The organism is Pradoshia sp. Z3_51, from assembly GCF_058215915.1.
Genome location: NZ_JBZAJC010000009.1, coordinates 1 through 13,810, shown reverse-complemented (window position 1 = coordinate 13,810; position 13,810 = coordinate 1). Strand labels below are relative to the sequence as shown.

At 39.9% G+C, this 13,810-nt stretch carries 13 protein-coding genes and 1 pseudogene; 9 read left to right on the top strand and 5 right to left on the bottom strand.

What is annotated here, in order from left to right:
- Positions 1–19: 19 nt before the first annotated feature.
- Genes AC4BHA_RS14800 through AC4BHA_RS14775 form a run of 6 tightly spaced genes read left to right on the top strand, consistent with a single transcriptional unit; the run spans position 20 to position 1,900 of the window.
- A complete protein-coding gene (locus tag AC4BHA_RS14800; protein ID WP_139891460.1) occupies positions 20–241 on the top strand; it encodes a spore germination protein in 222 nt (73 codons plus the stop codon).
- Between the two features lie 11 nt (positions 242–252).
- The gene (locus tag AC4BHA_RS14795; RefSeq protein ID WP_139891461.1) at positions 253–474 is read left to right on the top strand and encodes a spore germination protein GerPB; all 222 of its coding nucleotides are present in this window, start codon (positions 253–255) and stop codon (positions 472–474) included.
- 5 nt (positions 475–479) lie between these two features.
- A complete protein-coding gene (gene gerPC / locus AC4BHA_RS14790) occupies positions 480–1,088 on the top strand; it encodes a spore germination protein GerPC (RefSeq protein ID WP_490558853.1) in 609 nt (202 codons plus the stop codon).
- An 8-nt stretch (positions 1,089–1,096) separates the two neighbouring features.
- Entirely contained in the window at positions 1,097–1,273 is a 177-nt protein-coding gene (locus tag AC4BHA_RS14785; RefSeq protein WP_139063800.1) for a spore gernimation protein GerPD, read from the top strand.
- A 13-nt stretch (positions 1,274–1,286) separates the two neighbouring features.
- Positions 1,287–1,682, top strand: a complete 396-nt coding sequence (locus AC4BHA_RS14780) for a spore germination protein GerPE (protein ID WP_139891463.1) — start codon at positions 1,287–1,289, stop codon at positions 1,680–1,682.
- The gene (locus AC4BHA_RS14775; protein ID WP_066101652.1) at positions 1,682–1,900 is read left to right on the top strand and encodes a spore germination protein; all 219 of its coding nucleotides are present in this window, start codon (positions 1,682–1,684) and stop codon (positions 1,898–1,900) included. The genes AC4BHA_RS14780 and AC4BHA_RS14775 overlap by 1 nt, the downstream gene beginning before the upstream one ends.
- A gap of 4 nt (positions 1,901–1,904) precedes the next feature.
- Here AC4BHA_RS14775 and hlpB read toward each other — a convergent pair whose 3' ends face one another.
- Positions 1,905–2,207, bottom strand: a complete 303-nt coding sequence (hlpB, locus tag AC4BHA_RS14770; protein ID WP_148630864.1) for an HNH nuclease-like protein HlpB — start codon at positions 2,205–2,207, stop codon at positions 1,905–1,907.
- Positions 2,208–2,450: 243 nt separating this feature from the next.
- Here hlpB and AC4BHA_RS14765 point away from each other — a divergent pair, with 243 nt between their 5' ends.
- Together AC4BHA_RS14765 and AC4BHA_RS14760 are read left to right on the top strand one after the other, a co-directional pair.
- A complete protein-coding gene (locus AC4BHA_RS14765; RefSeq protein WP_066101657.1) occupies positions 2,451–3,359 on the top strand; it encodes a 3-hydroxyacyl-CoA dehydrogenase in 909 nt (302 codons plus the stop codon).
- Positions 3,360–3,494: 135 nt separating this feature from the next.
- Positions 3,495–3,898: pseudogene (locus AC4BHA_RS14760) on the top strand (SMI1/KNR4 family protein).
- 123 nt (positions 3,899–4,021) lie between these two features.
- Here AC4BHA_RS14760 and addA read toward each other — a convergent pair.
- The 4 genes from addA to AC4BHA_RS14740 form a co-directional block, all read right to left on the bottom strand.
- Positions 4,022–7,765, bottom strand: a complete 3,744-nt coding sequence (gene addA, locus AC4BHA_RS14755) for a helicase-exonuclease AddAB subunit AddA (protein WP_490558852.1) — start codon at positions 7,763–7,765, stop codon at positions 4,022–4,024.
- Positions 7,755–11,234, bottom strand: coding sequence for a helicase-exonuclease AddAB subunit AddB (addB, locus tag AC4BHA_RS14750; RefSeq protein ID WP_066101660.1), 3,480 nt, complete (start codon positions 11,232–11,234; stop codon positions 7,755–7,757). Before addB ends, addA begins: the two co-directional genes overlap by 11 nt.
- A gap of 372 nt (positions 11,235–11,606) precedes the next feature.
- Positions 11,607–12,020: a GNAT family N-acetyltransferase gene (locus AC4BHA_RS14745; protein ID WP_490551987.1), complete on the bottom strand. Its 414-nt coding sequence runs from the start codon at positions 12,018–12,020 to the stop codon at positions 11,607–11,609.
- Between the two features lie 32 nt (positions 12,021–12,052).
- The gene (locus AC4BHA_RS14740) at positions 12,053–13,123 is read right to left on the bottom strand and encodes a beta-carotene 15,15'-monooxygenase (protein WP_490552019.1); all 1,071 of its coding nucleotides are present in this window, start codon (positions 13,121–13,123) and stop codon (positions 12,053–12,055) included.
- Positions 13,124–13,259: 136 nt separating this feature from the next.
- Between AC4BHA_RS14740 and AC4BHA_RS14735 the strand changes: the two genes are divergently transcribed.
- The coding region (locus AC4BHA_RS14735) for an IS1595 family transposase (RefSeq protein ID WP_490558851.1) at positions 13,260–13,810 on the top strand (551 nt) is incomplete at its 3' end.

The window sequence follows — 13,810 nt, the reverse complement described above, 5'->3', positions numbered from 1 at the left end:
CTCAAGGAAGGTGTTAAATGTGCCAGGTATTGTAGGTATTGTCCAAATTCTCAGTGTAGGGAGCAGCGGTGTATTTAATGTGGGGGATATTTACAAAGTCACTCCCTACTCTAATGCTAAAACATTTTCCGGAGCGGGTTCATTTAATACAGGTGATTATGTAGCTGTAAACAATCCTTACAGTGCTACGAATACGTTTGATGCAGATGTTGTCGATCAACCAATTGCATTTACGTTATAGAGGTGAAGAAAATGAACATCTTTGTTAAGCAAACGATTATGATTAATACCATTAAAATTAATGCAATTGCTAATGCATCCGTGCTGCAAATCGGCAGTGCCGGTATCATCAAGTCCAAGTCACTCATAACCAATTCCGGTGGCTTTGAGGCACCTGCTCCGGAAGCGCACCATCCCCTTTTTGAGACTGAAGAAGATTCTCCGCAGGTTCAAGTCCAGAATAGGAAAGGATGAGTCATGTGCAGCAGGATTTAACCCAATTCCTACACTATTTACAAAATACGCTGGAATATCAACAGCAGGCTATTTTCAAACTGGAAGAAGACGTAAAGAAATTAAAAGAAGAATTAACAGAGGCAAAACACCAGGCACCGATTCGTGTCGATCGGATAGAGTATAAATTTGACCAACTGAAAGTGGAAAGATTGGAGGGTACCTTAAATATAGGGCTAACCCCTTCAGATTTAGAAAAAATCGATGAGCTGGCCATCAATAATCATACTCCTTCCGGTCCATTTCTCTTTCCATCCAGGGATGAATTTGTCCATCAACTAACGAGTGAGGTTTTACTTGACCTAAATAATCAGAAGGATGAAATCTTTAAAAGAGCCGAACATATCTGCGAACAAAAAGCGGATGAAACCATGCGCTCCTTTATCATGGAGGATCTAGCCCGGCAGCTTCCTCAGCGTATTCATCATTATTTGGATCAAACGCCACCTCATAACAGGACTGAGCAAAAAATCCCGGCAATTCGGGAGCAAATATCAGAAGTACTCAAAACAGATATCGAAAATGCCATCATCAGATTTATAGAGGTTTATCCTGATTCAATGAAGGAGCAGTGAGCAATGTGATGAATTTCCATGTCGTAAACGAACAAATTAAGGTTGGCTGCATTAAGTTGATATCTGTATCGAGCGCCTCTGCCATTAAAGTCGGCGATACAGAAACCATGCAGCTATTTGCCGCCTCTGACACGCCATTAAACGCATTAGAATTTGGACCCTTGCAGCCTATTGTTAATCGTTAAAGAGGACCATGCCATGTGGGAAAGAACATCGATAGTCGATCATATTCATGTATCCATTTTATCCAGGGGATCTACATTTGATATAGGAGAAATTCAATATAGTTACTCAGTTGACAATGTCCTTGCCTATCAGCGGGAACAGGAAATTTTTTACGGAAAGGAAGGTAATTTCGGAGATTATAAAGTATTTTACACAGTGCCTGATTTTGAACCAATTGAAGAAATGGTTCATATCATTTTTGAGAATGTTAATCCATACCTTTTTGTTGATTGCATCCGAACACAGGCCATCTCTGCTTCCTCTTTATTACAGGTAGGAAACGGCCGGTTTATCCGATCCGAAACTAGAGTCATGAATGTAAGACAGCTTCTTAATCGGCCCAAAAATGAAAGAAGGGAGGAAACTTAATGCCTGCTCTTGTCGGTTCCGTTCAAGTCCTTAATGCAGGAAGCGGAATTATTCAATTCGGCGACTCTCTGGTTATCTCCCCAAAATATGCAACTAAAAGTGTGAATGGATCAGGTTCTGGAATTACCGGTGGAATTATTTTTGATACAAATGGACTTAGTGGAAACTCCGTTATTGGTATAAATGGGGTTGATCAGCCCATCTCTGCGAATAATTAATCAATCACCTTTTTCCGGCCTTATAGCCGGATTTTTTTATACGCGGTAATTTACCTGCCGGCTGCTTTACAATCCACTTTAAATATTTCTTGATTTCAGGATCATCTCTCAGTTTCTCAATCGTATTAAGTCTGACAGCCAAATCCAAATTTGGATAAAGAGCATGTATCTGTTTATGGCATGGAATGCATAGCTTGGAGGTATCATTGGGGCCCCCACCATATTCGCGTGGAATTAAATGGTGAATCGTCCGTTCGACATAATTTCGTAGACAGAGTTCACATACACCGCTCCTTGCTTTACTCATATAATCCCCTCCTTTTCATACCTTTTCCTAAATTAGCACAATGATCGTATTCATTTATATTTCCATTATTAAGTGACATCCATTCCTGTTTTACTCCTATCTATATCGTTTTATTTCACTTGAACAAGTCTAAAGTCTTACTATTTTTATTTTTAACAATATAGTAGTATATTTTCCTTGAAGGGTATGGATATTTACTGGTAAGAACTTAATATCCAATTTACAGATTGGGGGAAATTAATCATGAATTATAAAAATGTGACAGTTGCAGGCAGTGGGGTTTTAGGGAGTCAAATCGCTTTTCAAACAGCCTTTAAAGGCTTTAATGTCACCATTTATGATATTAATGAGAGCGCCATTGAACAAGCAAAGAATCGTATCACCGATTTAGAAGATACCTACATTGCCTATTTTAAAAATGAACAGGAAGCAGCCAGGTCTGCTCAATCACGTATTCAATATGCAACAGACTTAAAAATCGCAACAGCTAATGCCGACTTGGTCATCGAAGCTATTCCAGAGTTAAAAGAAATCAAAATTAACTTTTACACTGAGTTGAGTAAAGTTGCACCTGAACATACGGTGTTTGCAACAAACTCTTCTACGATGCTTCCTAGTGATTTTGCCGAATATACCGGACGTCCGGAGAAATTCTTGGCCCTGCACTTCGCAAACCGCGTTTGGATGAATAATACTGGAGAAGTCATGCCACATCCTCAAACTGATGACCAAGTGGTTGAAGATGTATTGCAATTCGCAGCCGCAATTGGAATGGTTCCGCTCCATATAAAAAAAGAGCAACCTGGCTATATTCTAAACAGCTTACTCGTTCCATTACTGGATGCAGCCCAAAATCTATGGGGAAATGGAGTAGCGGATCCATATACAATCGATAAAACATGGATGATTGCTACAGGTGCACCTCTTGGACCATTTGCGATTATTGATGTAGTCGGTTTGGAAACAGTTTATAACATCGTCAGTACTAAAGCAGCAAAGCATCCAAATCCAGAGCAAAATCCATTCAAGGACATTGCAGATTTAGTCAAAACAGAATTTATTAACAAAGGCAAATTGGGTATGAAAACAGGGGAAGGATTCTATAAATATCCGAATCCAGCCTATAAGAAAAAAGACTTTCTACAGCCTTAAACCAGATCACTGATACTTCTAAGATAAATCCTATTGGCATAAATGCTAATAGGATTTCTTTAGGTCCACTGAAGAAGGATTTTAAAAATATATCAAGAATCTTTATATAAGATTAAAAGGGAGGTTATGGATTAAATGAATGATATTGTCGATTTGCTTGATACAAAAAAACCTGGAGTTACAGATTTAGATATAAAATTAGCAGAAGAACACTTAGATGAAATTTCCCCAAACAGTATAAAGATCTCTTTAAACTATCTAACCAAGCACAGATTGATGAATGGATCCTTTTCCCAATTAAAGATCCTAGAAATTTAAAAAGAACATGGGATGATATTGTAAGACAAAATAAAGATATGCGAGACGAAGAAATGGATAAAAATCTCATATCTATTGGCGAGGATGGTACAGGGGACAAATTATGCTATAAGATTGTAGATACAAACCTGGATGATAAAATTTATATTTGGTATCACGAAACCGGCGAACTAGAAGAAGTAGCTTCTAACTTGAAAAAATTTATCGTATCGGTCCAATAATAAATGATATAGCGATTCCTGTTGGCCATTTATTTTCCCAAATTAGACAGTATCGAAAGAGAAAATATAAAAAAAGACGACACAACTGCACGGTTTCCCGTCCAAATGTGCCGCCTTCAGCAGTTAAAGCTTCAATACGTGTGTACCGTCAAAGAACATCAGATATCTTTCTGAAACTTCTCTTTTCAGGATTTGTTCAATCGCTCTTGTATATAGCTGAATCTGCTTTTCATATCTTTCTTTTAATACAGGCTCAGCTTCTTCAAATCCATTTTTAAATCGATCTGTTATCGCGTCTGTTTTATAGTCAAGCAGTACAAGCCCATTCTCATCTTCAAATAGGCAATCCACTATCCCCTGAACAAGAATGTTCTCGTCGCCATCCTGCCAATCCTGATACGCTTCATGTGCAGGAAGTGCCATTGTAAATGGAATTTCCTTGCGTATTTTATTTGCTTGCTGCAAGCGTTGACCCAATTCACTTTCAAAAAAGCTCAAAATCTGGTCAGTTCTTATCTCACTGACTTGTTCCTTCGTAGCGTATTCCTTCATCACCAAATACCCCAGTAACGTCTGAACAGACTCTTCCGTGACTGGCTTTGTAAAGTCCAAATGCTGCATTACTAAATGCATCATCGTTCCCTTTTCAGCAGGTGACATTGTTTTTTGCTGCATAAAAGCCGGTCTCTTTAAATTCATCCGTTTAAAGGTCGCTCGAACCAAATCAGTTGCACTATATTCATCCTTTGATTCATTTAATCGTTTCAATTCGGACACAGACTGCTTAGAACGCCCAGTTGTCGAGCTTTTAAATCGATAATCCCATTCCATTTGGTCCCTGACCCGTTCTTTAAACTCAGACTCTACCTCAATTGGTTCCATTTGTTCAATTGATTTAAATAATCGTTTACTTTCCATGTTTTCTTCCTCTGTAACTGATTGCAACGTATTCGATTTCCGGACATGTACCTGCCATTCTGATGGATGACTAGCAATCTCAGCAAGTGAATCACTGGCGATTGCCCCTTCTTTAAAGATACGATGCCTCACTAGAGACGGACCAATCCAATCCATATAGGAAGTGGCATTTGCCCTTGTATAATCAGGTAGAAGCCAGCCTTCTTTATTCTCGTAGGCAGACCACTTCTTAAACGATTTTTCAGCATCCGAGAGTGTTCCGATTAAGTACAGCTTCTCTTTTGCACGGGTTAACGCAACATACAGAACGCGCATCTCTTCCGCAATATTTTCAAGGAGCTGCTTCTTTTTAAAAGCAATCTGCGGTAAGGATGGATAGGTTATCCTTAACTCCGGATTCACATATCGAAATGCAAGGCCCAGATCCTTATCCACTAAATAGGAACGCTTTAGATCCATCTGATTAAACTTCTTAGACAAACCGCCCAAAATCACGACAGGGAATTCCAGTCCCTTACTCTTATGAATGGTCATAATCCGGACAACATCTTCCTGTTCACCGAGGGCACGTGCCGCACCCAAATCACTGCCCCTTTCTCTCATCCGATCGATAAAACGGAGAAAGCGGAATATTCCTCTGAATGAACTTTCCTCATATTGTCTGGCCCGGTTATATAGTGCCAATAAATTGGCCTGCCTTTGTTTGCCGCCAGGCATACCGCCAACAAAATCGTAATAGCCCGTGTCCCGGTAGAGCTGCCAAATTAAACTGGATAGTGCCCCCTCACGTGCCTGGTTTCTCCATTCGTGAAGATAATCAAAGAATCGCTTCACTTTTAAAAAGACAGTCCCGTATTTTTCAAATGAACCATACTGGCAATAGGCCTTTAACGCATCATAGAATTGCCCCTTTGGCAGGTTAATCCGGATATCTGACAAGTTTTCTTCATCCAGCCCCACAATAGGAGAACGCAGCACGGATGCAAGCGGAATATCCTGATATGGATTATCAATAATTTGCAGGAGAGAGATCATAATAGCTACTTCTGTCGCTTCAAAGTATCCTGTTGAGAGATCGGCATAAACCGGGATACCCTGCGCTCTGAATTCATCCATAATTTGAGGAGCCCATGGCATGGAACGCAGCAAGATGACAATATCCCGATAGGTAATGTTTCGGTATGTTTTCGTTTTGGCATCATACACTTTACGGCGTTCATTAATCATTTGTTTAATTAATTCAGCCATTTGCCTAGCTTCTAACAGTACCGTTTCAAGATCTTCGTCTGCCTCGTCATCATCCTCAGATCCGTAACCAGCTCCTTCTGCCGATTTATCAATCAAATAAAGTTCCACCGGGTACTCTTCATCCTCAGGATAGGCTGCTCCTTTTTTCAATTCAGCGGGTTCATCATATTCTATTTCACCAACCGTTTTTCCCATCAATTGTTTAAATAAAAAGTTCGTACCTGCCAATACTTCACTTCGGCTGCGGAAATTTTTATTCAAATCAATCTTCATTCCGGTATCTGTCGGCTCTGTTAAAAATCTGCTGTATTTCCCCATGAAAAGATTAGGCTCAGCCAGGCGGAATCGATAGATAGATTGCTTAACATCCCCAACCATAAACATATTGCCGGTTGACTCACCGTCCTGTGTAACAAGCTGAAGGATTGTTTCCTGCACCATATTAGTATCCTGATATTCATCGACAAGTACCTCTTTGAATTTATCACGGTACTCCAACGCAACATCTGTTGGCTTTAATGTTCCATACTCATAAGTCCCAAGAATTGCTAACGCCATATGCTCCAAGTCGGAAAAATCAACAATCCCGCGTTCAAGCTTTTCTGCCAGGAATCGTTTTTGGAACGCTGTGACCAACCCGGCAAGCGTCACTACATACGGCTTCATATCTGATATATCCTTTAAAAAACTATCTGCTTTCCGGAAGAATAAATCGCTCGTAATTCCATTCAGCAATTTCTTAACATCATCTCTCATTTTCTTGGCTTGCTTTGCCAAGTCTTCATCACAGGTTCCCTTGCGAATCGTTTTTGCTTTTGCAAAGCTAACCGCTGAAAATGCATCTGCCATCGACTGCCAATCTGCTTCAAGCGACTCGGATAACTTGTTAATAAGCTCTTCATCTAATTTAAATGTTTCACCCAGGGCAGCTGGACCATCAGGTAGCAAGGTTAATTGATAGCCTTCATGGATCATTTCTTTAGCTGCAGCGAGGCGCATCATGATATCAAATTTCAAGACTGGATAAAATGGCAGATCCTCAATCCTGGTATGTTCCCCTATCTCATACATATCCGCAAGGCTTTCCAGCCATTCTTTAGGATTGGGATTTGATCTTGAAAAATCATCAAGCACTCGGATAATTTCGAGAATCGTACGATCACTGCGGTCATCCGTAAATGCATCGATAAGCCTGAAAAACGGCTCATTATCAGATATTCCATACTGTGTTTCCAATACTTCTTCAAGAATTTCATCTTTAATTAATTCGATTTCCGTTGAGTCCCCAATTCGGAATCCAGGATCAATGTCCAGCAAATAATAATGACTCCGGACTACATCCAAGCAGAAGGAATGAAGGGTTGAGATATTCGCCTTATTCAGCAAGCTGAGCTGCTTACGTAAATGTCTGGAGTCCGGATTCTTTTTAATTTCCTTCTCCAGCGCCTCCGCAATACGGTGGCGCATTTCAGCAGCTGAAGCATTGGTAAAGGTGGCTATCAATAAACGATCCACATCAAGAGGGTTATCCTCTGAAATAATCTTCCTGATAATCCTCTCAACCAGTACAGCTGTTTTACCACTTCCGGCCGCAGCCGCTACTAGAATATCATTTCCATCCGCAGTGATAGCTTTCCATTGGTCATCTGTCCATAAGGCATCTGCCGGTTTTACGGGAATTTGTTTACGGTTATTCATCATCTTCTTCCTCCTCCCGTATAGCCTCAAAGATTTCTTCTTTTTTAGCCGGTTTAAATACTCTGTACTCGTTGCTCTCAAGAGAAGGATCAAACTGGCAAACTGTTTTATAATTACAGAAGGTACATGGTAATTTATTTTGCAAACGATAAGGTTTGATATCAGCTACACCGCTCGTAATTGCATTACCCGTATCGGCATACATTCTCTTCACATGCCGGCTTAAAAGAGAGAACTCTCCTTCACTTGCGATTCGTGAAGCCGCCGTAAAATGCCCATCCTTCTTAAATCCAGCAGGTACAATCAGGGATTCCCCATTTTCCAAATCACTGTCCATCATTTTAACAACCTGGTCATCCCCTAAAAGCAATCCCTTCATCTTAAAGCTTTTAAAGACTTCACGTTCAATCTGGTCTAACGTATAAACTCCATTGTTTTTAATTAATGGATTGTGAACATGGAAATACAGGACACCTGCAGGCTTAGCCTGTTCCCCAACCAACAGTGGTGAGTGTGTGACCACGATATCGAGGTAAGTCAGCATTTGCAAGGCGATTCCATAATAGATTTCCGTGAAGTTTAAATCCTTCGAGCTCGATTTATAATCAATGATTCTCAAATAGGTTCCATCATCTGTCTTCGCCTGATCAATCCGATCAATTCGCCCAGCCAGTTCCATCTTTGTTCCATTTTTAAGCTCAAAGGTCAGAGGCGGCAAAGAACCTCTCCGGCCAAATCCAAGCTCTAGCCCAATCGGTGAAAATTGGCTGTTTTTCGCTTGTCCGCTTAAAGTGATTGAGGCTCTCGCCACAATTTGTTCCAGTTTCCTTTTTAAATAATGGAATCGATTGGAAGATAATAAGATTTCATTCTGCAGTTTCGGTGCCATTACCTCTACAGCCGTTCTGGCTAATTGGATACATTGCTCCCGTGATAAAGCTCCCCAGCTTGTCCCACGTTCGATAATTTGTTCCGTCATCCATTGCAGAGCACCATGGAACATTTCTCCGATATCAGGAGCTTCTAAACGGTAGATATCCCGTTCCCTAAGCTTTAAGCCGTGTGAGGAAAAATGCGCAAATGGGCAGCTATTGAATAGCTCCATTCTTGACACACTTCCCTGGATTGTATCTCCATACAATTCAACCGCTTTTTGGTCAGGGATTTTCTTCGCTTTATTTTGATACGAAAGCGCTGAAAGAACAAAGGCCGCCTGATCCTTCATCGGACCGTCTTTAACATATTCGTTATATACATCCCACCAAACAGGCGATACCGGATAATTCCTTTTTTTCTGTTGAAGCTGGCTTGCCAGGAATGACAGCGTTGCTCTCGTCTGAACCACATACTCCAGTTGCAGCTCATCACTCATTTCAGCCGGATCATGCACAAAGAAAGTTTCTTTCACCGAACCAAATAAATCCTTCACTCGTTTCATATAAGAGGAAGCCAATAATTGCTTTCCTTCGTCATCAGCCAGTGGATAAGAAAAATATACATAGTCGGATGCAAGCAGGAATGCCTTGTATGCAGCAAACTCTTCATCTAATAATTTGGTACTTGATGTCGGTGCCATCTTTATTCCGGTAGACTTCAGTGTTTCTCGATCCGTATCTGAAAGGATTCCCCCTTCACTTACTTTTGAAGGAATCACCCCTTCATTTAGGCCTGCTATGAAAGCAATCTTTACATTTTGAGGACGTGATAAATCCATATTGGTCACGACTACTTGGTCAAGGGAAGGTGGAATTAAGGAGAAGTTCAGTGTTTCAATCCCGCTTTCTAGGATTGCACCAAAATTCTTTAACGTAACCGGCCTGTCCCCAACAATTTCTACAAATTGATCCAACAAATCCATGACACCATTCCATGCCTGGTCGTGCTCGGTTGCATGGATGAGTCGGCCTTCCTGCTCATCGCTTCGAGCCATTTTTTCAAGCTTTTCCGGTATGTTAAGCTCATCTAAATACATATATAAAGCCTGAGCATAATCCGTTCCGGATGTTGCTTTTTTAAAACGATTTGCAAGTCGACGGATGGGCTCTGCCACTTGTTCCTTCGTTTCATTCAGCAACAATTCCATTTTCAATTCTTCATCTGTCTGGACACTGGCAACCAGTTCAAGACCGCGATTTCTTTTATACTTCCAGCCCTGCTTCTTACTCCAACGGTCACCATAATAGCCTCTGGATAATACATAATTTTCTAGCAGAGCAGCACTCTCACGCTCTTTTGGTATATAGGCATTCTTATCAAACAAAAGGTCTGTTTTTATAGCACGGAACATCGGTTCATAACGCCAATTATTCGTTAAGGCTTCAAGTGTAGAACGGATAAGCTCGATCAAAGGGTGATTAAGCATAGGTCTCTTTTGATCGATAAAGACAGGAATACCATAGTCCATAAAGACGGTTTCCACCACTTCAGCATATTCCTGGCTATTTCTCATTAACACAAAGATATCTCTGTATCGATATCCTTCCCTAACACTCTTTAGAATCTTACGTGCGATTCCTTCCACCTCAGCCCTTCTGTTACCAGCTGGGCAAAATTCAAAATTCGGCTCCTGATCATAAACTGGTGCCGGTCTGTTGGCAAACCATTTATCCAAATGCTGCATGGATTCATTTTGAATAAATCGATGCGGTTCCTTAAATAAACGATCCTCCTCCACCTTTACTCCGTTTTGGAGCGCAATCTGGTATAGATCAAAATAAGTTTCCCCTGTCATCCTGAATAAATGAAGTGGATCAGGCGCCCATTCTTTAAAGGGCTGATCTAATGTCAACGAAACCGTCACATTCCTACAGTGTTGCATTAGAGCTGCCATAATGCCGTATTCCTGGGCTGTAAAGCTGTAAAATCCATCTATATAAATTTCAGCATCGCGAAGGTAAGCTGATTCAGGCATCTTTTCTACTAATAAAGTAAAGTAATCCTCTGAATCCACGTACTGACCCTCTAATTCACGCTCAAATCCATTGTATAAAAGGGATAGATCATCAAGCTTTGATCGTAAAATCGGTGATACCTTTCCATCTGATTGGTTTAGCATTTCCTCAGGAGTCAGGCAATATCGCTTACATTCCTTCAGTAAATCACTCAGCTGGGTAATAAAGCCCTGCTTATCACTGGAACGTTGAAAGGTCTTTAACTCGTCCTTATTTTCCTCCATGATTTTGCGAATCACCATGTTGACACCGACATTATTTAAATGCCGTCTGCCCATACCGCCTGTTTCCTGCAAAACCTTCCATGCCAGACGGCTGAAGCTAAACACTTGAGCACGTATCATCCCGCCCAGATTAGGCGTATTAATTAATTCCAGCTCAGCCTGAAAAGTCATCTGATCTGGAACAATATATATAATCGAAGAACCTTCCGGATCACTCTCCAGCTTGGTCCTAATGTCATTTAAAATAGTCTCTGTCTTACCTGTACCTGTTTTTCCAATATAAAATTGCAAAGACATTAAATGTGCCTCCCCCCTTTATATCTATCTCTCTATTTTATCATAATTAATGGCGTTTTCTCCTCAATTGACTCTATATCCCAGCATTGTAAAAAATGGTTTATTTCAATGGTGAATAGAAGATTCGTTTTTGTTATATCACAGGAAACGAGAGAAAGAGGAGAAGTCAAAATAGGCACTAATATGAAAATGACAATCGGCAAGTGGAAAACTTTCACTGCAAAAATAAAACAATGACCATCTGGATTGTGATCATTGTTTTGGTTAGTTTCCTTATTAAATTCTATGCTCTCACTTTATATTTTTCAGGCATTTTATTAGGCGCTATTCTTACTTTAAACTCTTCAAAAAAATGAAAACAGATAACTAAAATTATTCACCAAATGTTTTTCTAAATCCATAAAAAGGTCTGTAACCGATTTGGTTATAAAAGGAGTGAGATTTACTGCTTGCCAGCATCTCTATTCTCGTAGAGGGATACAATCCATGTACAAACTTTAGCAGATACTGACCAATCCCTAGCCCCCGGTATCTTTTTTCGATTAAAAGTTCGCAAATATAGAGAGTGACATGTTTATCAGTAATGCCCCTTATATATCCGATAATTTCCTCTTTTGAGAGTACTACAAATGCAATATTAGAATTGTTCCAGGCTTGCTTTGTTTTATCTTTCTCCGTAACTAAGTTTGTCCATTGTTCTTCCGCATTCAGCTTATTTATAGAAATAAAGTCCTGCTCACTATATTTGCGGATTTCTATGGGCTGCCCATGCTCTATGTAAATCATGATATCCCCCAATGCCTTTTTTATCGTTACTCCTAATGATTAGTTTCCCTATCTAATGTGACCTTTTCTTTCAAAATCACCTTGAATCTTTCTGGTTCATCCACTCGAATCGCAACTTGTTCATATTCTTTCTTTATGCCCATTATGAGAGTGGCTTGAACGGGGTGTTTTAATTTTAAAATAACATTTGGATAAACTTCTTCTAAATCTCGGTAAATGAATTCAATCGTCTTTTCAGTAACCTTTTGCTTAAGTTGTTCTTGTTCATCAATTAGGGATTCAATATCTGTCCACTTTATTTCCATACGTTTCATTAACCCAAGAGAAATATACATACGGTCCTCCGTAATCTTTAAGGGATTCAAACGGACAGCCTGAATATCTGCCACAAATAGAATGACCGAGTAAATATTAAGAAGGAGTAAGATCATGGACAATAGAAAGTATTTTCCATGCAGCCACCAATGAATTGCTGCTGTCTCAAAAACAATCGCGTGAATCAACATCACTTGGAAAGCAATATAGCTTGATTTTTGATGCAGGGTGTATTGATTTTCGCTCAGCTTCACCTTTTTGTTCCAGCTGGCAAAAGCATAATAAAACATCAGTATTTCTGAACAAATCATTTGAACAATAACAGGCGTTTTTTTCATTTTTTGCTCAACAGCATTCGGGAATGAAAAAACAACCGGGAGTGGACTATTTTTAACAGAACGGGTAATGTACGGCATATATTTGAAGAATGTGACGATGAGCAGCAATTCAAAACATACTAATAAACCTTCAATCAGAAAGCCAGCCCAAGTGATTGATTCAAATGGCGCCAAATATTCCATTGGAATTAGGAAGCGGACTAAAATGAGACCACTGGCCGCCAATAAAATCATATTTTTCCATCCCCAGCTTCTCTTCCACGCCATAAATAAAACCGGCAAAACCAATGACAAATCAATTATGGAGCCTACCACTGCACCATTTGGATTGTATTGTAAAATTTCAACTCCAAACGCTGTACGATATAAACAAACATTAGAGATTAGAACAAGAAGAAACAGCATAATCAATAAAAACTCTCGATATAAGAATCTTTTCACAATCACCATTTTCACACCTTTCTCCGAAACAATTCGACTTTTTTCTGTCTATATGTGTTAAAAAATAAGGCTGTTTTCGTATAGATTGTTGCTTTCTTGCCCATACTTTTAAAGGTTATAATGGGGTTTAGGGAGGCGTTCGGATATGTGGACAGATGTGTATGAAGACTTCAGCGAATTAACTAAATCAGAGCAAATGGCGTTGTTTAACGCTATGAAGCAGGACTTGTTTCCAGATGAACCAGATAAAATTACGAGACTACTTAAAAGCATTCGTGAAGCCCGATTTGCGTCTGGTTTGGGTTGTGTTCATTGTGGTAGCACATCGGTTAAACGAAACGGTAAATATCGTTCAAGACAACGCTATCTATGTAATGATTGCGGAAAATCTTTCAATGATATGACGAATACGCCATTTTCAGGCTCTCGCTACCCCGAAAAATGGGTGAAATACATTGAACTAATGGTAGAAGGATACACCCTACCAAAAATCGCTGAAAAACTTCATATACACATCTCTACTGCATTCTATTGGAGACATAAAATCTTGAACGCATTAGGAAGTCTTGGATTTAATCAATTGCAAGGTATCGTTGAGAGTGACGAAACCTTCTTTCGCGAGTCTATGAAAGGTAACGAAATCACCCATAGAAAACCCAAGAAGCGTGGAGAAAAAGACGAAAAAAGAGGGGTTTC